Consider the following 18818-nt stretch of genomic DNA (forward strand, 5'->3'; position numbering starts at 1 on the left):
TCTGAATGAATAAAGATAGCGTGGACTATGAACTGCTGAACGACATCGTCAAGTGTATTCAAGAAGTGTTTGAATTCAGCAAGGATGCATTTGAAACTCTCAGCCTGGCCACTGATATTAATCGTGAGCTGGGCATCGAAGGGGATGATGCCAATGAGCTGATGCCCGAGTTCTTTGAGCGTTTTTCCATAAATATAGATAACTATGATCCCTACAGGTATTTTGTACCTGAGGGATATGATTTTTTTTCCTTCAGGCGAAGCAAGGACAGGCGCGGCAAGATTCCTATAACGTTGGGCATGCTTTATTTGGCTGCTAAAGCAAAAGTCTGGAACACACAGGAATTAGAAAGCGTAGACTTTAGCCCTGCTCCGCTTTATAACTGCACGTCTGAGATTCCTTTGGAAGGTTATAGGATCAGAAAAAAATAGAGCTTCTTACCCGCTAATTATCGAGCATTTTTAGTTGCAAAAATCAATGTAGTGGGTGCGAGCTTCGGCTGCTCGATAAGATTCGCGCAATGGTGTGAAGTGAGTGCAGTCTAAACCAGCCCACCTTGTGTGATTAAACGGGCCCCCAGGGTAATCAGGGAGACAGAGCCTAGTGTCGCGAAGCCATCTGATGAACTAAAAAAGTAGCCCGCGATGACAGCTTGGGCCTGGGACTTGTATGTCCCAACAAGGTTTCACCGTTCAGGCCCATTGCCTCACAAGCGGTTAAACCCCAACCCCCTCACCGCAACAACCCAGCAACCCCAACCATCTTCACCCCCCACTCCACCCGCTCCGGAATACCCTGAATCAACACCCCCCGATCCTCCCCCAACAGCGCTCTAAGCTGATGGGGAGCGAACACCAGATCAATGAATTGGCGGGCCAGTGCGTCAGGGTCAGTGGGCTGGTCCGGGCCCGCCAAGATCGCCGAACGTACTCTGATGAAACCGCCTTCCCATCCGATGCGGTTGACCTCAGCCGCCAGCAGCGGGGTGCGGTTAGAGGTGGCGATCACCAGGCGCATCATGGCCAGGGTATCGGCTTGCAGCGCGTGTTCGAGGATGCCGTGGCCCACGTGCCGCAGGCGGCCTTCGAGTGGGAGCGCGGGGATTGTTTCGGCGGGCACCAGCAAGGTGGCTACGTGGTGTCGCACCACGGCTTCGAACAGCGCTTCCTTGTTGGCGTAACGGGCATAGAGGGTGGCTTTGCTGGCACCTGCGGCGCGGGCGATGTCTTCGCATGAGGTGCCTTCGAAACCACAGGCCAGAAAGCGCTGCAGCGCGGCATCCAGCAATCGACGCTCGGCCTCGCCCGCCTGGTCTTGCCTGGGCCTGCCGCCTTTGGATTTGGTCTTGATCGCTATCATGGCCGGCAACTTACAGCCCGCTTGTTTGTTCGTCAACTAAACGGTAACGTTCAGTTAAATGGAAGCAGGTAAACGCCGTTTCTACCTATTCATAACGACCAAGGAAGCGCTTTGTGAATCACGCGACTGCTTTACCCATTGTGGTTGCTGGCGCTACGGGAGATTTGGGCCACCGCGTCGTTCGGGCCTTGGCAGAGCGCGGTGCCAATGTCATAGCGCTGGTTCGACCGGGCACTGAACCAGCCAGGCTGAATGGCCTGCGCAACAGCACCACGACGATCACGCCTGTTTCACTGGATGACGCTCAGGGCCTGCGCCGTGCCATTGCCGGCTCGGGTTGTGTGGTGTCTACGCTCAACGGCCTCGAAGAGGTGATCATCGGGCAGCAGGGCAGGCTGTTGGAGGCTGCGGTAGCCGCTGGCGTGCCCAGGTTCATTCCCTCGGATTATTCGCTCGACTACACCCGTACCCGGCCTGGCGATAACCGCAACCTGGACCTTCGCCGACGCTTTCTCACCCAGCTTGATGCGGCCGACATCAACGTGACCTCGATCCTCAACGGCGGCTTTCTGGAGCTGCTCGAAGGCGATGCACCGATCGTGCTGCCCGGACGGCGGGTGCTGCATTTTGGTGATGCACAACAGTTGCTGGACTTCACCGCCAAAGACGACGTAGCCGCCTTCACCGCCGATGCCGCGCTGGATCCCCACACGCCGCGTTTTCTGCGCATTGCCGGTAACAGTCTGTCGCCTGCGCAGATCGCCAGCCTCCTCACCGAGCTGACCGGGCAGCGCTACCGCACCCTGCGCCCCGGCAATATCGGCACGCTGTCCACCCTCGTCGGCGTGGTGCGTGCGCTCACGCCTGCCAGTGACAAGCCGTTCCCGGCCTGGCAGGGCATGCAATACCTGCGCGACATGATGAGCGGGCGCGGCAAGCTGCTCAATCTGGATAACGACCGCTATGGCCAACGTGAATGGGCGTCCGTGCGTGACACGCTGGCCCGTACCCATGTGCAAGGGAGCAAACAATGACCTACCTTATCGAGCCCTTTCCTATTCAAATCCCCCAGGTGCAACTCGACGATCTGGCTCAGCGCCTGGCGCAAACCCGCTGGCCTGATCCGGAGACCGTGTCCGACAACAGTCAGGGACCACGGCTCGAGCGACTGCGCGCGCTGGTCGAGCGCTGGCGCAGTGGCTATGACTGGCGGGCCACCGAAGCCCAGCTCAACCAGTGGAATAGCAGCCGGGTCGAGATCGACGGCCTTGGTATTCACTTTCTGCACATCCGTTCGCCTCACCCTGACGCCTTGCCCTTGCTGATGACCCACGGTTGGCCGGGCTCGATTCTTGAGTTCAGGAAGATGATCGGGCCACTCACCGACCCTGTCGCCCATGGTGGGCAGGCCAGTGATGCGTTCCATTTGGTGATCCCGGCGCTACCGGGTTTTGGTTTCAGTGATAAGCCGCGTTCTACAGGCCGGGGCGTGGGCAAAACGGCGGCGGCCTGGGCGCAGTTGATGGAGCGTTTGGGCTATGGCCAGCGCTGGGCCGCTCAGGGTGGGGATTGGGGCGCGGCCGTGACCACCGCCCTTGGGCACATGCGCCCGCCTGGCCTGATCGGCATTCACCTGAACATGGTGATGTACCAAGCCACCGAGGCGGAAATCGCCCAGGCCACGCCTGAAGAACAGCGCATGTTGGCCGATGCGCAGCGCTACGACCGAGAGCTTTCCGGTTACATGAAAGTGCACAGCACCCGGCCGCAGTCAGTAGGCTTCGCCCTGTCGGATTCGCCCGTTGGCCTGGCGGCGTGGGTGTATGCGCTGTTTCAGGATGCCTCCGACAGCGGCGGCGAGCCTGAGCGGGTCATCGAGCTCGATGCGCTGATCGACGACATCATGCTGTACTGGCTGCCCAATGCCGGCCCCAGCTCGATCCGTTTCTATTGGGAAGGGATGCGCGAAATGCAACAGCAAGGCCCTGCCCCTGCGATGCCTATACCTGCGGGCGTGAGCATGTTTCCGGGCGAGCTGCTGCGCCTGTCACGGCGCTGGGCGCAGGCGCGTTTCGACGATCTGCGGTTCTTCGCGGAAGCCGAGCACGGCGGCCACTTCGCGGCCATGGAAAACCCGAAAACGCTCACCGAGCATGTGCGTGAAACCTTCCGCCTGCTGCGTTAATACTTTTGCAGGCGTGCTGAATATCTCGGAGGTGGAGCGCCCCGCTACAACTGGAAAACAGCCACTCTCGGAGTTGGCGGATGCTCGGTCGTGAGCGCGCTGTGAGGCAATTTCAAAAAATTACCTCAAGCATGAACCCGACGAGTAAAGTACCGCCGCCCGAGATTTGGATCCGGGCGTTTTCCATGGAGTTTTATCGTGAAGTCAGTTAGTAAAGTTGTCGCCGCAGCAGTATGTGGTCTGGTTCTGGCAGGTTGCACCGGCACCCCTATGAAAACCCCGCAATACGACAGCAGCCAATACACCGTCGTAGGTCACAGTGAAGCAAGCGCCACCGGCCTGATGCTGTTCGGCCTGATCCCGATTCGTCAGAACGACCGTTTTGTTCGTGCGCAGAACAGCGCCATTCAGGCCAAGGGTGGTGATGCGCTGATCAATACCCAAGTGCAGGAGAAGTGGTTCTGGGCCTGGGTCCTGAACGGCTACACCACCACCGTTTCTGGTGATGTGATCAAGCTGAAGACCGCTAAATAAGCACTGCCCGTTTTCAGAAAGCCCGGTTCGCCGGGCTTTTCTGTTTCTGGCTATCGAGCGATGGAGTAAGCGCTGACATACATCGTTACCCACCGTCAAAAGGTTTAGCATTCAGCCCACCTTCGGATGTGAAGTTTTCTGCATGACGGCCTTCTACCTCAAGTTACTCATCACCCCCGCGCTCATGCTGGCCATCTCATTGGCGGCCAGGCGCTGGGGCACCGGCGTGGCAGGGCTGCTTTCCGGCCTGCCGATGACCTCGGCGCTGGTCATGTTGTTTCTCAGCCTCGAGCAAGGCACCCAATTCGCCTCGATGGCGGTGCCCGGCGCACTGGCCGGACTGGCGGCGATTCAGGCGACTTATCTGTTTTATTTCCTGGTCACTCGACGCGTTTCAGCGTTGACGGGATGCATCCTGGCCCTGGCGGTGTATGGCGCAACGGCCTTTTTGATGAACCTGTTGGGCTTACTGGCGCTGTCGATCATGTTCACGCTGCTGATGGTTGCGTTGATCATCGTTGCCACCTCGAAACAGGCACCGCCGGGCGTAGCGTCATACGTGGCACTGCCGCGCTGGGTCATTCCGATGCGAATGCTGACCGCCACCCTTCTGCTGCTGGCGATTACCGCAAGCGCAACCTGGCTCGGGCCTGTGGTCAGTGGGCTGCTCGCGCCGATCCCGGTGATCGCCTGGCCGCTTGCAGTGTTCGTCCACGTGCAAGGCGGGCGTTATGAACTGGCGGCGATAATCCGCGGCAATGCCATTGGCGCGGTCGGGGTGGTGAGTTTCTACCTGACCCTCAGGTACTCCATATTGCAATGGGGCGCGCTTCTGTCTATCGCGGCTGCCGTTTTACTGGCTGTCGTGGTGACGGCTGGGTTGGCGCGGTTGTTGGCGAGGCGGTAGGGCTATAGTTGCCTCATAGAAGTCAAAAACACTTCAACCATGCTCCTCAAGGTGCCTTATGAGTTTGATACCCGAACTGAACAGCGAGGCTAACGTGCTGATATGCGGAGCCAGCCGAGGTATCGGCTTGGCACTGTGCGCGGCGTTGCTTGCTCGCGATGATGTGGCTCAGGTATGGGCGGTCGCGCGACAAGCCAGCACTTCCACAGAGCTGGCAACGCTTGCAGAGCAATATGGCCAACGCATCAAACGCGTCGACTGCGACGCGCGCAATGAACAATCCCTCGAGGCACTCGTGAGCGAGACGCTGGATGGATGCGATCATCTGCACCTTGTCATCAGTACGCTTGGCATCCTTCATCAGGACGGTGCGAAAGCAGAAAAGGGTCTGGCACAACTGACACTTGCGAGCCTGCAGGCGAGTTTCGCGACCAACACCTTTGCACCGATCCTGCTGCTCAAACACCTGCTCCCGCTATTGCGCAAACAACCTTCTACCTTCGCGGCGCTCTCCGCGAGGGTTGGCTCTATTGGCGATAACCGCCTGGGGGGCTGGTACAGCTACAGAGCCAGCAAAGCAGCGCTCAACCAGTTGCTGCACACGGCCAGTATCGAATTGAAACGCCTGAATCCGGCCTCTACTGTCCTGGCAATACACCCTGGCACGACTGACACGGAGCTGTCTCAGCCATTCCAGGCGAACGTGCCCGAAGGCCAACTGTTCGAACCGGCTTTCTCGGCGGATCGCATCATTGAGGTGGTGGGCGCGCATGGACCGGCCGACAGCGGGACCTTTTGGGACTGGGACGATAAGCCGATTGTCTGGTGACTTATTCATTTGCGAAAGTGAGAGGGCTGTAAGCCTGGTCAGGCCCGTCTGACGGGCTGTTATCGCCCAAAGCATGCATTTTGGTCACAACCCCGTGAAACACGAAAACCAAGGTAAAGCAGCGTCACTGCTATGCCCTTTGTACTCTGTTTGTCCTCGAAATCATGCATACAAAAAGACGAGCGGATTGTGGCTGGAATAGACAGAACGTTGAGCATCCAGAGAAAGACATTGCCGGATTCAAACCGCAATAAGGCGGCGAAGGCAGTCGCTCGATTTCCCTGCCTCTGATCCGGAACCGCCACCGAAACGCCTTGCAGGCGTTTTGATAGCGCGCGCTCACATCAAAAAATAAAGATTGAATCCTCACAGAAAATGTTATTTAAATAACATAAATAAAGCCGTCGAGGCTTCCATCGGCGCTGGTGAGGTCAAAATAACAATGAGCAAGATTGCAGTCATCGGCAGCAACATGGTCGACCTGATCACTTACATCGAACGCATGCCTGCCCAGGGCGAAACGCTCGAAGCACCGCGTTTTGCCATGGGGTGCGGTGGCAAGGGTGCCAATCAGGCCGCCGCCGCTGCGCTGCTGGGTGCCGACGTGCTGATGCTCAGCAAGGTCGGCGACGATGCTTTTGCCGATACCACCCTGGCCAACTTTCAGCGACTGGGCATTGATACGCGCTTCGTTGAACGGGTGCCGGGCGTGTCGAGCGGCGTCGCGCCGATCTTCGTCCAGGAGAACTCCCATAACAGCATCCTCATCGTCAAAGGCGCCAATGCCCACCTGAGCCCGGCCGATATCGACCGCGCCGAGGCGCAGCTGCGCGATTGCGCATTGATCGTGCTGCAACTGGAAGTCGAGCTGGCGACCGTTTACCACGCCATCGCCTTCGCTCATCGGCATGCCATCCCGGTGCTGCTCAATCCGGCGCCGGCCTTGGCCGGCCTGAGCCGCGAGCACCTGGCGCAGCTGGATTTCCTGATCCCCAATGAGAGCGAGCTGGCTCTGATCAGCGGCCAGCCGGTGACGTGCGCCGAGGAAGCGGCTCAGGCTGCACGCCAATTGGTTGCGCTGGGCGTACGCCACGTCATCGTCACCCTGGGCGAACAAGGGGCGCTGTACGTCGGCGCCGAAGGCGAGTGGCAGATGCCAGGGGTCAAGGTTCAGGCGCGTGACACCACCGGTGCCGGTGACGCCTTCATTGGCTGCTTCGCCCGGCACTGGAGTCAGGACGGCAATATTCGCCAGGCCATGCACCAGGCGGTGGCCTACTCGGCCTGCTCGGTCACCGGCCTCGGCACGCAATCTTCTTACCCCGATGCGCCGACGTTTGCGCGCTTCCTCGATGCATCGGCCAACTGACACTCACCAGCATCTCGCGGAGAACAATAATGAATAAGCCTGCGCTGCAACAAACCCCGGACGGGTTCTACCTGAACCGCACGCCATGGTTCGCCTTCATCCTGCTCTGCAGCATCTTCGCCCTGTGGGCGGCGGCCGCGAGCATGAACGATGTACTCATCGCGCACTTCAAGAAGGCCTTCCTGCTCAGCGACTTCCAGACCGCTTTCGTCCAGTCGGCGTTCTATCTGGGCTACTTTTTCGTCGCCATTCCGGCCGCACTGGTGGTGCGCCGCTTCAGCTACAAGACCACCATTCTCATCGGCCTGATGCTGTACCTGTTCGGCTGCGCCCTGTTCTTTCCAGCGGCGTCGACCGCCAAGTACGGCATGTTCCTGATGGCACTGTTCGTCATCGCCGCCGGCCTGTCGTTTCTCGAGACCGCGTGCAACACCTATTCGACACTGATGGGGCCACGGGAAACCGGCACACGGCGCCTGAACATCTCGCAGACCTTCCACCCGTTCGGCGCCATGACCGGGGTTTACGTCGGCAGCTTCGTGATGTTCAAGGACACCGACGCCACGCGCGAACAGTTGGCCCAGATGAGCGCCAGTGAGGCTGCGGCGCAGCAATTGCAAATGATCCAGTCGACCCTGCTGCCGTACAAATGGATGATCGCGGTACTCATATTGATGTTCATCCTGATCGCCATCACCCGCTTCCCCGCGTGCAAGGGCAACGGCACCGTCAGCGAACCGCGGGCGAGCATCGGCCAGAGCCTCGGCCGCCTGCGGCGCAATCCGCGCTTCTGCTTCGGTGTGCTGGCGCAGTTCCTCTACGTTGGCGCGCAGGTCGGGGTGTGGAGCTTCACCATTCGCCTGGCCATGCAAATGGGCGGGATGAACGAGCGCAGTGCCTCGTGGTTCCTGCTGACCACCTTTGCTGCCTATTTTATCGGCAAGATGATCGCCAACCTGCTGATGCGCAAAATGCACCCGGCCAAGGTTCTCGCGGTGTATGGCGTGCTGTGCATCGTGCTGCTGGCTTACACCATCCTGGTGCCGAACATCACTGCGGTGTATGCCGCCGTGGGTGTCAGTGTGTTTCTCGGGCCTTGCTGGCCGACCATCTATGGTCTGACCATTGACGGGCTCGGCGAGGACACCGGTGTCGGCGGCTCGTTGCTGGTGATGAGCATCATTGGCGGTGGCGTGATGCCGATCTTCCAGGGTCTGCTCAGCGATGCCAATGGCGGCAACATGCAGATTGCCTATAGCGTGCCGCTGCTGTGCTTCGTGGCCATCGTGATGTACGCAGTGTATTGCATGCGTCAGCCGCAACCGGTGCTGGGTGGCTCGGCCACGGCGGTGGCGCAATGAGTAGCGAAGCGTTGCGCCTGCCGCTCTATCCACAGCTCTGGGACCAGACCAGCCGGCTGCTGCTCGAATCCGCGAATTTCAGCGTGCGTGCCTGGACCTACCCCAGCGGGGTCAAGGCGCTGTCACTGGAAAACAGTCGCGGCAAGCTGGTGATCCTGCCCTGGCAGGGGCAAATGATCTGGTCGGCCGAATTCGACGGCGTTGATTTGACCATGCTCAATATGTTCACCCAGCCGCGGCCCAGTGCCAGCGTGATCGGCACCTACGGCTGTTTCATGTTTCACAGCGGCCTGCTGCGCAACGGTTGCCCGGGGCCCGAGGATGATCATACGCTGCACGGCGAAATGCCCTGCGCGCCGATGGACGATGCCTGGCTGCAGGCAGGCGAAGACGAGCACGGCGCTTATCTGCGCCTCGGCGGCACTTACGAATACGTGCAGGGTTTCGGCGACCATTACCGGGCCAGCCCGAGCGTGACCCTGCGACCGGCCAGCGGGCTGTTCGAGATCGGCATGCAGGTGGTCAATCTGGCCGGCAAGGCCATGGACCTGATGTACATGGCGCACATGAACTACGCCTACGTCGACGGCGCGCGCCTCACCCAGCCCCTGGGCTGCGAGCGCACACGGGTACGCGCCAGCGTGCCGGCCCATGTGCGGCCGACCCCAGCCTGGAACGCCTATATCGCCGAGCTCAGTCAGGACCCGACCCGCCTCGAGGTGCTCGACTCGCCCGCGCTGTATGACCCGGAGATCGTCTGCTTCTTCGATGACGTGCGCAGCGACGCTCAGGGACAGGCGCATTTCTTCCTTGATCATCCCGACGGCGCGGCGTTCTACACCCGCTACAGCCCGCGGCAATTTGAACATGCCGCGCGCTGGATCCTGCATAACACCGATCTGCAGGTGGCGGCCTTCATCTTGCCGGCCACCTGCGAACCGGAGGGCTACCGCGCCGAACTCGCCAAAGGCAACGTGCGCAGCCTCGCGCCCGGTGCCAGCGCCGAGTTCAGCGTGACCACCGGTTACCTGAACGCCCCCGAACGCCGGGCGCTGCAACCGTGATGCATCTAGAGCACCAGCTGCGCGCCGCCGGCCTCAATGGCCTCGCGGTAGCTACGCGGGATTTTCTTGTCGCTGACCACGCAATGGAAATCGCTCAAGGCACCGAAGTGCGCAGTGCGTACGGCGTCGAATTTGGAGTGATCGGCCAGCAGCAGGCTTTGCCGGGCCTGGCGCATGACCTTCTGCTTGACCTCCACCTCGTGGAAATTGAAGCAGGTGACACCGCAGTCCAGGCTGACCCCGGCCGCCGAGACAAACGCCCAGGTCAGGCGCACGCCATCAAGGATGCTGGTTTCGGCATGGCTCTCGAACACCTGGTTCTTGCGGTGGAAGATGCCGCCGCACAGGACGATGCTGCAGTTGGGTTTCTGCTGCAGCTTGAGCAGCACGTTGAGCGAGTTGCACACCGCGGTGAACTCCAGCTCGTCGGGGATGAAGTCGACCACGAAGGGGATCGTTGTACCGCAGTCGAAAAACACGGTGTCGCCGGGCCGGATGAACGTGGCGGCCAGCTTGCCGATGCGGCGCTTCTCCTCGACATGGCGGGTGCCCTGCTCGCTGACCCGGTAATCCCCCGGCTCAGGATCATCGTGGGCGCGAGTGATGTAGCCACCCAGCAGCCGTAATTGCTCGGGGTGCCGGCTGAGGTCGCGGCGCAAGGTCATTTCGGACACCTCAAGCAGCGCCGCCATCTCCCGCAGATGGATGGCTTTCTGATCTTGCAGGGCCTGTTGAATCTGTTTGATGCGGTCGGTTTTCTTGACGTCCATGGGCATCTCGGCAATCCGTTAGTGGTGTCGCTAGAGTAACACCAAGTGTTAATTTTTTAACTTATGGGTATCCACCCAAGTGTTTTTACTGATGACAGGAATCCGTTGATGAATTCGCTAGAACCCGCTGCACTGGCCCAGGCCATCGATCACACCTTGTTGGCGGCAGATGCCAGCCGAGAGCAGATTGCCACGCTTTGCCTCGAAGCCCGGGAACACGGCTTCTACTCGGTGTGCGTGAACTCCAGCCAGGTGCCTTTTGCCGCTCGACAACTGGCCGGGTCTGCCGTGAAGGTCTGTGCGGTGGTGGGCTTTCCACTAGGCGCCGGGCTGAGTGCCAGCAAGGCGTCGGAAGCAGCCCTGACGATCGCCGCCGGCGCTCAGGAAATCGACATGGTGCTGAACATCGGCTGGCTCAAGGACGGCCTGTTCGATGAGGTCCGCGACGATATCGCTGCGGTGCTGCAGGCCTGTGGCAGCGTGCCGCTCAAGGTGATCCTGGAGACCTGCCTGCTCGATGAGGCGCAGAAGGTGCGCGCCTGCGAGATCTGCCGCGACTTGGGCGTGGCATTCGTCAAGACCTCCACCGGCTTCAGCCGTAGTGGCGCGACGCTTGAGGATGTGGCGCTGATGCGCCGTGTGGTAGGCCCTGACATCGGCGTCAAGGCGTCTGGCGGGGTGCGTGACGTGGCGACGGCCAGAGCCATGATCGAAGCTGGCGCAACACGCCTGGGCACCAGTTCCGGGATTGCGATCGTGACAGGCGCGGGTACGGGGGCGGGCTATTGAGTCTGCGGGCTTTGACCTCAAAGCCCGCTGCACTTAGCTCAGATCGATCACACCGGTCATGGCCGTGAAATGGCTTTGCTTGTGCTGAACCTTGTCGAGAACCTGCGCAGGGGTCGACTCGCGGAAGACCACCATGTGCCCGACATCCTTGCCGCCCTCGGTCACGCGTTCGATATCGTTGATCATCCAGGTGGTCAGTTCTTCGGCAGTAATGCCCAGTTCGGCCGCTACGCGCTGGTGAAGGCGCTCGGCATCGTATTGATTGAGTTGATCGCTGTTCATGGGGCTGGCTCCTTAAAGGGGTATTAAGTTCAGTCCCCGCGAGGGCTCCACAGTTCAGTCGGGTTTGAGCGGGCTGCGAACGTCCAGTCGCCCGACAGGATCAGCTCAGGTCACCCCTCTCGGCCCGGGCAACAAGCTCATCCACGACACGTCTTACCTTCGGCTGCAGGTGCCGCGTCTGAGGCCAGACTGCGTGGATGGCCACGTCATCCGGGTGGTATTTCTCCAGGACGGGAACCAGCCTGCCATCCTTTAGATGATCGCGGATCAAAGAGCCGGGCATCTGACAGATCCCCTGACCGGCCGCAGCCATGGAAATGATCGCATCCCCGTCGCCGACCTCATGGGTACCCGGTGGAGTGATCCGCGCGAGCTCGCCGCTTTCATCCAGGACCGTCCAGCTTACCCGCTGGCCTCTACGATAGTTGACGATACAGCGGTGCTGCTGAAGGTCTTCGGGAGACTCCGGGTAGCCGTGTTTTTGAATGTAACGAGGCGCAGCGCAGATGATCTGCTTCTGTACAGCCAGGCGCCTCGCGACCAGGCCGCTTGTGTCTTTGAGCGCCCCGAATCGAATACTGAGATCGACACCCTCTTCGATCAGATCGATCACGCTATCGTTAAACGTCACCGTCAACTTGAGGCCGGGATTGGCTTCAAGGATATCCAGTAACACCGGAAGAACGACGCTACGTCCATAGGCGGCGGGCAGATCGATTCGCAGGCGCCCGCCAGGCGTCTTCTGGTTGCTCGTCAGAAATGCTTCAGCAGCGAGAACTTCATCCACGGCTAATGAGCAGCTTGCGAAATAAGCCTCTCCGTCAACGGTGAGCCCCAAGCTGCGAGTGGATCGATGAAAAAGCTTACAACCCAGCCTTTCTTCCAGCTTGGCGATGCTCTTGCCCACTGCTGATTTGGTTATGCCCAGCCGGTCGGCGGCTGAAGTAAAGCTTCCGGCTCTTGCCGCTGTAACGAAAATAACAACTCCGCTCAAAGCCTGTTCAACCTGAGGCATTGTCAACTCCAGCTCTACTCTGTGAGGACTGATTACGGGTTTATCGTAGCAAAGCTCTACCTTAGTCTGGTTACCAAGTTATTCAGAACAGATTGAGAGGCAGAAAAAGCAATGACCCATCAACACGTAGAACTTCTCGCAGCCTACTGGACTATTGCCGGTGACGTTTACCCGATGGGCCCTACAGAAGTGAGCCCTTTTTCCTTCAGAGATCGTATGGAGGCGGCGGGCCAGGCTGGCTTCAAGGGTATCGGGTTGGTGCACAACGGCATGATGGCGACGATGGATGAGATCGGTTACCCGGCGATGAAAACCATCCTGAAGCAGAACGGTATCGAGCATATTGAACTGGAATTCCTGGTGGACTGGTACCACTCAGGCGAGCGTCGACGCCAGTCAGACAAAGTTCGCCATGAACTGCTCGAAGCAGCTGAAGCCTTGGGCGTTCGCTCAATCAAAATCGGCCCTGGGATAGGAGAAGACCTGACGGACATTGATCTCATGGTCAAGGAGTTCACTTTGCTCTGCCAGGAAGCTGCCGCGGTCGGTTCCAATATAGTCCTGGAAATCATGCCGTTCAGTAACGTGCGCACCATCGACACTGCCTTGGCGATTGTGGAAGGCGCTGATCAGCCCAATGGAGGTCTGCTACTCGATATCTGGCACCTGCAGCGTGGCGGTATCGACTTCAGTGAAATCGCCCGAATCCCGGCCCGGTTCATCAAGTCGGTCGAGCTGAACGATGCGCACAAGTACCCCATCGAGCCGCTGTGGATGGACACCATTCATAAACGTGTCCTGCCGGGCGATGGGACCTTCGACATCCCGGCTTTTATCAACGCGGTTCAAGCTGCAGGTTATGAGGGCCCGTGGGGGTTGGAAGTGCTGTCAGACACCCACCGCAAGCTTCCCCTTGAGGCCATGGCCAATCGAGCGTTTGAAAGCACTATGTGCCTGTTCAGTCAGTGATAGGCGCGACGTCCAGTCTTCGTCGCCTCACTTCGATAATCAACCATGGAGCACATCATGAGCCATCTCCAGATAATTTGCCTTGCCGCTTTCCTGTCGGCAGGTCTCTCAGGGTGTTTTGACACATCGAATAAAGATCAGGGCACTACACAAAATCCCGACAACGGTTCTTCTATCCAGATGAAGAAGCACTGATTGCGCGAATCCAGGAATCTTTGGCCACTCACGCAGCCTTTGCCATGGGCAAGTAGCTCGATTACGGTTGGAGTGATGCCTGATCCCAGCCGTATTCTTCCTCAGCACTAACGGCTGCCGCGTAACGACGTACTTCAAACCCGCCGCTTATTGCACCTTCGGATAAGGCCCACTGCTATCACGAGGCCGCATTACTGGCGTCGCACCACAGCTGGTGGGCACCGACGGCAGCGAAACGCTCAGAGCCGGCGCTGGCCGCGGCACAGTCGAAGCGGGTGCGGGCAATGATCGGTTATTCGGCGGCGCAGGCGGGGACACCCTGAGCGGCGGCGCGGGTGCCGACACCTTCGTGTATACCCAGCTCAGCGACAGCTACCGCAACGATGCCAGTGGCAGCTACAGCCCACCGACTTCAATGGCAACGGCCATGACATGATCGGCGTGTCCGCACTGGGCTTCACCGGGCTGGGTAACGGCTACGACGGTACGCTGAAGGTGGTTCTCAACCTCGCCGGCGATGCCACCGCACTTAAATCATTAGAAGCCGATGCCAACGGTAACCGCTTTGAAATTCTGCTCAGTGGCAACCATGCCAATGAGCTCAACGCCAGCACTGAGGGCAACGCCGTTGACCTCGTGAACTGACAGCGCCTGAACCGCTCGCCTCACCTTTAGTTGCCTGCTTTCGTGCCAGACACGAAAGCCCACTGAAACCTGGAACAGGCGCTCCCATTTCGGCTGATGCAACACGCCAACGTAAATAACTGACTGCAAAACACCTCAAAACGTTGCGCAGTCGCCAAAATTATAAATAAAACTAACTAATTCTTGGCAATACAAACCTTTTAACCCAGAATTTGCGGGCATTCAAACGCTTGTTGGTGGTCTGAAAGCTACTCGATATAAGGAAATAAAATGGCGATGGTCTTCTGTCGTGGCTGCGCAAAGGAAATACATGAAACGGCACTCAACTGCCCGCAATGTGGCGCCAGTCAGGTCTCCGCAACTCCCGCGAAACAGCTACAACAGACCGGTTCCCCGTGGATGGCTATCGTCTCTCTGGTGCTGGGCATCCTCTGCTCGCTGGCGCTGTTCGACGATGGTGAATGGGATCTGGACACCGTCGTCGGGCTCGGCATGTGCTCGATAGCCGGACTGGTTCTGGGCGTCATCAGCATCAACAAAAAGTTGCCTGGAAACGGAATAGCGATAGCAGGCACTGTCTTGTCAGCAGTATCGCTGCTGATATTTTTTGGATTAATAGCTAACTGATTTAGGGAAGAATGAGATGGTATTTTGTCGTGGTTGTGCAAAGGAAATCAGTGATGACGCTGGTACGTGTCCGCACTGCGGGGCTCCGCAGTTGGTTATTTCGCCAGCCAGTGCGAGCACCGATAACCCGCCTGCGTGGAGCTGGTATACAGAAGTTCTGAAAAAATACGCGGTGTTCACGGGCAGGGCACGCAGAAAAGAATACTGGATGTTCTTTCTGTTCAACATCTTGATCTCGATTGTCCTCGGCTTTATCGGCGGGTTGATCGGGGATGGCGGCATTATCGCTAACCTTTACTCCCTGGCCGTGTTGGTCCCAGGTATCGCGGTGGGTGTTCGCAGGTTGCACGACACGGATCGCAGCGGCTGGTGGCTGCTGGTACCGATTGCCAACCTTGTGTTCCTGATTCAGGAAGGTCATCCAGGACCTAACCGTTTTGGGCCAAGTCCTAAATAAAGCCAGTGTGAAGATGTGGTCGTTCGGCCACGTCTTCACAGGCTTTTCGCTGCCGCGCAGCGAATAGACGGAACCACTGTTTACTGCGTCAGCAAATAGGCCAATCAAAACCTCCCTCGAGCTTGCAACACGGATAGACCAAAATCGCTGTTGATTCTGCGCTCGTGAAATCGCATTTTCTGAAAATAACCGGAAGCCCGGGCAATCAGGCTTATCGTGTCACTACAGCGTATTGGAAGCCACCGCGCCTCTGAGGAAAATAGGCTGAACTTGTAACGGGTATGATCTCTCTCAATAACTACGCACACCTGATTATAAGGAAAACACCATGTCCAAACTCGCAGAATTCCGCCAGCTGGAAAAACATCTCGCCGAGCAACTCCAGGCATTGGAAGCAATGAAAGGCGACCAAGGGCTCAAGAAGGAGATCGAGTTCGAAACCAAGCTGCGCAAGCTGCTTGAGCAATATGGTTTCAGCCTGAAGCACATCATCAATCTGCTGGACCCACAGAGCTCTTCCCGTGGCCAGACCGTTGAAAAACCTGCGGGCAAACGCAAACCGCGTGAACTCAAGGTTTATAAGAACCCGAAAACCGGTGAAGTGATCGAGACCAAGGGTGGGAATCACAAGATTCTGAAAGAATGGAAGGCCGAACATGGTTCCGATGTTGTTGAGGGTTGGCTGAAGAAGTAAAGCCTTGCCTGTCGATTGATTCAGGGCGTCGACTCTTCACCGTTGGCGCTGTTGAACAGCCGACGCCGGGAACGATCCGCGGCGGCTGTTCGTCTGACCTGTATCGACTCACTGAAAAGGTACAGCGCAATGGACAAGACGATCACTGTGGACCAACTGGCTTCCACTGACCTCAGATCAGTCAACGAAATATGGCTCGGCGGTACTCATACCGAGTTATGTCTGTGGCGTGGCAAACAAGTCCCTACCCACGACATGCTCAGCGAGGGAACCCACGATCAGAACGCCCGGCGCCTGTGCCTGCAACTGGTCGACCCCGACGATAAGGCTGCAGTAGCCAACGTCGAGGCGCTCGTTCGCGATAGATTGGAAAGAATGGGGAGCCAGGGCGAGTTTTATCCGGCTGAGAATGCGGACACTCACCAGTAATCACTTTGATTACACGCGATTCCTTAGGCCCTTAGGCCCTTAGGCTGCCTTGCCAGACTGTAGCTTTGTGACGCAGAGCGTCACGAGCTGCATGCCAACGCGGAGCATTGGCACGATGGTCATCTCAGCACCTCATTCAGGCCCCGACCGCCGAGCCTGTCAAAAAACGCGTCCGCACCTTTGCCCATACCTCGCTAACGGGCATAAAGAACAAAGAGCTCATCTTCAGCAATCCACGCGTTGCCTTGGGAACAGGCGTTACAGGCTCACTCGCACCATGTACTGCAAGCAAATACCGATAAACTCGACGGCTGCTTATGGGCAACAGTCCAAGCTGTTCAAGCAATGAAGGGCCTATCTCGCTGATCATGCCGGTGACCATGATCCAAAGCCACACGATTTCGGCGCACAAGAGCGTGCCGAGTAGGATATTGAAGCCTATTGTTCGCCAGTCTTGTACGGCGGCGAAAATGGCGTCGATGTTGCTGCCCAAGGTGATCATTGTTGTAAAGATCGCGGCGATGGCAAACAGCGTTCCGATGAATCGGGCAGGGTCAGGGAGACGAAAGAAAGCAGCGATGCGTGGCCCCATCGTATCGTTGCTGGCCAGCCGCTTGAGTTCTTGACGTTCCTCCCACAAGTGTCTCATCACCCTTGCCTTATCGACGAGCTCGGCAGAACTACAGCTATAACGGGTGCAAAACCATTGCTGCCGCAATTGCGAACGCTCCAAAGGTGTCGTGAGCGGTCCAGCGCCCATTTGATCTGCGCGAACCAACTCATAGATCTCAGCCAATCGAAATGCGCAGATCATGGATATCAGAAGCGCAGGAATCAACGCAGGCATGCAGTCAGCTAGCTTGGTCCAAGGCAAAAATATCAGTGTCGCGGAGAGTGCCAATATCCATGCGATCATCCAGATCAAACAGATACGAGCATCACGCCGACGCCAGGCCTCTTTGAAAGGCGCACGCTCAAATCGCTGAAAGTGCTCTTCTACATCCTTACGCAACTGGTGGATGCTCATCGTTTGCTTCCCTTGCATGGCAAACGCACGATTTTAGGTCGCCTGTTCGGTAACGTAATTAAACAAATTGTAAAAAAGCAGTGTGACTATGCGCACTCTTTCGCAAATACCCAGGCAGTCAGGCCAGACCCCAACCTGACCCCGCGTACCACGCTCAATCTTTAATTGGTGAAACTCGCTTTAAGGCGCTGACCAGTATGCTGCTGGGCTTCCTGGGCTTTCTCCACCACGGCAGCGGTGCCGAAAACTGTGGGTCACGTCGGTAGGCCTTGTGCTCTCCGATGGTTTCGGCAATCAGGCGCAAAGAAATGCTTGATTCGGCAGGAGCTTGATAAAGAGCCACCCGGCTGAAGTTTCTCCAAAACCATCAGTCTTTTCTTCTACCAGGCCACCCACCGCCCGAAAGATCGAACCGCCATTCCATCACGTACTCGAAAGTGTGTGACCTCAAAAAACCAACCCTTTCCCGCCATCTGGCAACGCCGTATTTGAAGCGCCGGTACAGCCTCGCTTCATTGATGAGGCAGCAATCCCGGTACCGCCGAACAGGTATCGACTCACAACGCTCCGGACCTCGCCAGATGGTCAATCCGCATTCAAAAAGAGTAACCCTATGAGACCCCAGACTTCCTTCATCTTCGACCTGGACGGCACGCTGACCGACAGCGTTTATCAAAACGTCGCCGCCTGGAAAGAAGCGCTGGATGCAGAAAAGATCCCGCTTGCGATGTGGCGTATTCACCGCAAGATCGGCATGAGCGGCGGGCTGATGTTGAAATCACTGTCGCGTGAAACCGGCTTGAACATCAGCGAAGAACAAGCCGAACGGCTCAGCGAGAAACATGCTCAGGCTTACGAGCGGCTGCAAGGACAGATCATCGCATTGCCCGGCGCTGTCGAGTTGCTGGAGGCGCTCGACAAGGAAAACCTCAAGTGGTGCATCGCCACCAGCGGCGGGATCGATACGGCGACGATCAACCTCAAAGCGCTGAAACTGGACATCAACAAGATCAACATCGTAACGCGCGATGACGTGAGCTACGGCAAGCCTGACCCCGACCTGTTCCTGGCGGCTGCAAATAAGATAAACGCTCCGATCGACGAGTGCCTGGTGATCGGCGATGCGATCTGGGACATGCTGGCGGCCCGTCGCTGCAAGGCAACCGGCGTCGGCCTGCTGTCGGGCGGTTACGACATCGGCGAGCTTGAGCGCGCTGGCGCGTTGAGGGTGTATGAAGACCCGCTGGATCTGCTGAATCATCTGGACGAGATTGCTTCTCGGCCTTGAATGATGCCGGGTAGGTAAATGAA

At 58.0% G+C, this 18818-nt stretch carries 22 protein-coding genes and 1 pseudogene; 18 read left to right on the forward strand and 5 right to left on the reverse strand.

Annotation, left to right across the window (positions count from 1 at the left end; all coding sequences use genetic code 11):
• The first annotated feature begins 5 nt into the window (after nt 1–5).
• Nucleotides 6–431, forward strand: coding sequence for a DUF1493 family protein (locus V476_RS11195; protein WP_003318713.1), 426 nt, complete (start codon nt 6–8; stop codon nt 429–431).
• A gap of 301 nt (nt 432–732) precedes the next feature.
• Here V476_RS11195 and V476_RS11200 read toward each other — a convergent pair whose 3' ends face one another.
• Nucleotides 733–1359, reverse strand: coding sequence for a TetR/AcrR family transcriptional regulator (locus tag V476_RS11200; RefSeq protein ID WP_024958939.1), 627 nt, complete (start codon nt 1357–1359; stop codon nt 733–735).
• A gap of 113 nt (nt 1360–1472) precedes the next feature.
• On the opposite strand from V476_RS11200, the gene V476_RS11205 reads away from it, so the two are divergent.
• The 8 genes from V476_RS11205 to V476_RS11240 all read left to right on the forward strand — a co-directional run bounded on the left by V476_RS11205 (nt 1473) and on the right by V476_RS11240 (nt 9608).
• Nucleotides 1473–2393: an NmrA family NAD(P)-binding protein gene (locus V476_RS11205; RefSeq protein WP_024958938.1), complete on the forward strand. Its 921-nt coding sequence runs from the start codon at nt 1473–1475 to the stop codon at nt 2391–2393.
• On the forward strand, nt 2390–3544 hold the full coding sequence (locus V476_RS11210) for an epoxide hydrolase family protein (RefSeq protein WP_024958937.1): 1155 nt from the start codon (nt 2390–2392) through the stop codon (nt 3542–3544). Before V476_RS11205 ends, V476_RS11210 begins: the two co-directional genes overlap by 4 nt.
• Before the next feature lie 198 nt (nt 3545–3742).
• Nucleotides 3743–4078: a hypothetical protein gene (locus V476_RS11215; protein ID WP_016566852.1), complete on the forward strand. Its 336-nt coding sequence runs from the start codon at nt 3743–3745 to the stop codon at nt 4076–4078.
• A gap of 142 nt (nt 4079–4220) precedes the next feature.
• Nucleotides 4221–4985: a hypothetical protein gene (locus tag V476_RS11220; protein ID WP_024958936.1), complete on the forward strand. Its 765-nt coding sequence runs from the start codon at nt 4221–4223 to the stop codon at nt 4983–4985.
• Nucleotides 4986–5043: 58 nt separating this feature from the next.
• A complete protein-coding gene (locus tag V476_RS11225; RefSeq protein WP_003425715.1) occupies nt 5044–5814 on the forward strand; it encodes an SDR family NAD(P)-dependent oxidoreductase in 771 nt (256 codons plus the stop codon).
• A gap of 442 nt (nt 5815–6256) precedes the next feature.
• Nucleotides 6257–7183: a ribokinase gene (gene rbsK / locus V476_RS11230; RefSeq protein WP_024958935.1), complete on the forward strand. Its 927-nt coding sequence runs from the start codon at nt 6257–6259 to the stop codon at nt 7181–7183.
• Between the two features lie 29 nt (nt 7184–7212).
• Nucleotides 7213–8544, forward strand: coding sequence for an L-fucose:H+ symporter permease (gene fucP, locus V476_RS11235; protein WP_024958934.1), 1332 nt, complete (start codon nt 7213–7215; stop codon nt 8542–8544).
• Nucleotides 8541–9608: an aldose 1-epimerase family protein gene (locus V476_RS11240; RefSeq protein WP_024958933.1), complete on the forward strand. Its 1068-nt coding sequence runs from the start codon at nt 8541–8543 to the stop codon at nt 9606–9608. Before fucP ends, V476_RS11240 begins: the two co-directional genes overlap by 4 nt.
• 5 nt (nt 9609–9613) lie before the next feature.
• Here V476_RS11240 and deoR read toward each other — a convergent pair whose 3' ends face one another.
• Nucleotides 9614–10384 carry a DNA-binding transcriptional repressor DeoR gene (gene deoR / locus V476_RS11245; RefSeq protein ID WP_003425726.1) on the reverse strand — a complete coding sequence of 257 codons (771 nt, stop codon included), beginning with the start codon at nt 10382–10384 and terminating at the stop codon, nt 9614–9616.
• Nucleotides 10385–10486: 102 nt separating this feature from the next.
• On the opposite strand from deoR, the gene deoC reads away from it, so the two are divergent.
• Nucleotides 10487–11167 carry a deoxyribose-phosphate aldolase gene (gene deoC / locus V476_RS11250; protein ID WP_004410237.1) on the forward strand — a complete coding sequence of 227 codons (681 nt, stop codon included), beginning with the start codon at nt 10487–10489 and terminating at the stop codon, nt 11165–11167.
• A gap of 33 nt (nt 11168–11200) precedes the next feature.
• Here deoC and V476_RS11255 read toward each other — a convergent pair whose 3' ends face one another.
• On the reverse strand, nt 11201–11449 hold the full coding sequence (locus V476_RS11255) for a hypothetical protein (protein ID WP_017278918.1): 249 nt from the start codon (nt 11447–11449) through the stop codon (nt 11201–11203).
• Nucleotides 11450–11549: 100 nt separating this feature from the next.
• Nucleotides 11550–12464 (reverse strand): LysR family transcriptional regulator, encoded by a 915-nt coding sequence (locus V476_RS11260; RefSeq protein WP_024958932.1) that lies wholly within the window; start codon nt 12462–12464, stop codon nt 11550–11552.
• A gap of 111 nt (nt 12465–12575) precedes the next feature.
• On the opposite strand from V476_RS11260, the gene V476_RS11265 reads away from it, so the two are divergent.
• From V476_RS11265 to V476_RS11295, 7 genes and pseudogenes are all read left to right on the forward strand, one after another.
• Nucleotides 12576–13433, forward strand: a complete 858-nt coding sequence (locus tag V476_RS11265; protein ID WP_024692687.1) for a sugar phosphate isomerase/epimerase family protein — start codon at nt 12576–12578, stop codon at nt 13431–13433.
• A 57-nt stretch (nt 13434–13490) separates the two neighbouring features.
• Nucleotides 13491–13628: a hypothetical protein gene (locus tag V476_RS28160; protein WP_154232048.1), complete on the forward strand. Its 138-nt coding sequence runs from the start codon at nt 13491–13493 to the stop codon at nt 13626–13628.
• A gap of 208 nt (nt 13629–13836) precedes the next feature.
• Nucleotides 13837–14243, forward strand: a pseudogene (locus tag V476_RS29150) (M10 family metallopeptidase C-terminal domain-containing protein); the annotation flags it as partial.
• Between the two features lie 300 nt (nt 14244–14543).
• The gene (locus V476_RS11280; RefSeq protein WP_003318145.1) at nt 14544–14900 is read left to right on the forward strand and encodes a DUF4190 domain-containing protein; all 357 of its coding nucleotides are present in this window, start codon (nt 14544–14546) and stop codon (nt 14898–14900) included.
• Between the two features lie 16 nt (nt 14901–14916).
• Nucleotides 14917–15357 carry a DUF805 domain-containing protein gene (locus V476_RS11285; protein ID WP_003437268.1) on the forward strand — a complete coding sequence of 147 codons (441 nt, stop codon included), beginning with the start codon at nt 14917–14919 and terminating at the stop codon, nt 15355–15357.
• Between the two features lie 328 nt (nt 15358–15685).
• Complete coding sequence (locus V476_RS11290; RefSeq protein ID WP_003318143.1) at nt 15686–16051, forward strand: histone-like nucleoid-structuring protein, MvaT/MvaU family; 366 nt, start codon at nt 15686–15688, stop codon at nt 16049–16051.
• A gap of 129 nt (nt 16052–16180) precedes the next feature.
• Entirely contained in the window at nt 16181–16480 is a 300-nt protein-coding gene (locus V476_RS11295) for a hypothetical protein (protein ID WP_004403637.1), read from the forward strand.
• Nucleotides 16481–16616: 136 nt separating this feature from the next.
• On the opposite strand, the gene V476_RS11300 is transcribed toward V476_RS11295, so the two are convergent.
• Nucleotides 16617–17507, reverse strand: coding sequence for a hypothetical protein (locus V476_RS11300; protein ID WP_024958931.1), 891 nt, complete (start codon nt 17505–17507; stop codon nt 16617–16619).
• 613 nt (nt 17508–18120) lie between these two features.
• Here V476_RS11300 and V476_RS11305 point away from each other — a divergent pair.
• Nucleotides 18121–18795 (forward strand): HAD family hydrolase, encoded by a 675-nt coding sequence (locus tag V476_RS11305; RefSeq protein WP_024958930.1) that lies wholly within the window; start codon nt 18121–18123, stop codon nt 18793–18795.
• Nucleotides 18796–18818 lie beyond the last annotated feature (23 nt).

The organism is Pseudomonas syringae KCTC 12500, from assembly GCF_000507185.2.
Taxonomy (GTDB): Bacteria; Pseudomonadota; Gammaproteobacteria; order Pseudomonadales; family Pseudomonadaceae; genus Aquipseudomonas; species Aquipseudomonas syringae.

Coding starts and splice junctions, on each gene's coding strand:
- V476_RS11195 (WP_003318713.1), top strand. CDS start 6: ATGAATAAAGATAGCGTGGACTATGAACTGCTGAACGACATCGTCAAG.
- V476_RS11200 (WP_024958939.1), bottom strand. CDS start 1,359: ATGATAGCGATCAAGACCAAATCCAAAGGCGGCAGGCCCAGGCAAGAC.
- V476_RS11210 (WP_024958937.1), top strand. CDS start 2,390: ATGACCTACCTTATCGAGCCCTTTCCTATTCAAATCCCCCAGGTGCAA.
- V476_RS11220 (WP_024958936.1), top strand. CDS start 4,221: ATGACGGCCTTCTACCTCAAGTTACTCATCACCCCCGCGCTCATGCTG.
- V476_RS11225 (WP_003425715.1), top strand. CDS start 5,044: ATGAGTTTGATACCCGAACTGAACAGCGAGGCTAACGTGCTGATATGC.
- rbsK (WP_024958935.1), top strand. CDS start 6,257: ATGAGCAAGATTGCAGTCATCGGCAGCAACATGGTCGACCTGATCACT.
- fucP (WP_024958934.1), top strand. CDS start 7,213: ATGAATAAGCCTGCGCTGCAACAAACCCCGGACGGGTTCTACCTGAAC.
- V476_RS11240 (WP_024958933.1), top strand. CDS start 8,541: ATGAGTAGCGAAGCGTTGCGCCTGCCGCTCTATCCACAGCTCTGGGAC.
- deoR (WP_003425726.1), bottom strand. CDS start 10,384: ATGCCCATGGACGTCAAGAAAACCGACCGCATCAAACAGATTCAACAG.
- deoC (WP_004410237.1), top strand. CDS start 10,487: ATGAATTCGCTAGAACCCGCTGCACTGGCCCAGGCCATCGATCACACC.
- V476_RS11255 (WP_017278918.1), bottom strand. CDS start 11,449: ATGAACAGCGATCAACTCAATCAATACGATGCCGAGCGCCTTCACCAG.
- V476_RS11260 (WP_024958932.1), bottom strand. CDS start 12,464: ATGCCTCAGGTTGAACAGGCTTTGAGCGGAGTTGTTATTTTCGTTACA.
- V476_RS11265 (WP_024692687.1), top strand. CDS start 12,576: ATGACCCATCAACACGTAGAACTTCTCGCAGCCTACTGGACTATTGCC.
- V476_RS28160 (WP_154232048.1), top strand. CDS start 13,491: ATGAGCCATCTCCAGATAATTTGCCTTGCCGCTTTCCTGTCGGCAGGT.
- V476_RS11280 (WP_003318145.1), top strand. CDS start 14,544: ATGGCGATGGTCTTCTGTCGTGGCTGCGCAAAGGAAATACATGAAACG.
- V476_RS11285 (WP_003437268.1), top strand. CDS start 14,917: ATGGTATTTTGTCGTGGTTGTGCAAAGGAAATCAGTGATGACGCTGGT.
- V476_RS11290 (WP_003318143.1), top strand. CDS start 15,686: ATGTCCAAACTCGCAGAATTCCGCCAGCTGGAAAAACATCTCGCCGAG.
- V476_RS11295 (WP_004403637.1), top strand. CDS start 16,181: ATGGACAAGACGATCACTGTGGACCAACTGGCTTCCACTGACCTCAGA.
- V476_RS11300 (WP_024958931.1), bottom strand. CDS start 17,507: ATGAGCATCCACCAGTTGCGTAAGGATGTAGAAGAGCACTTTCAGCGA.
- V476_RS11305 (WP_024958930.1), top strand. CDS start 18,121: ATGAGACCCCAGACTTCCTTCATCTTCGACCTGGACGGCACGCTGACC.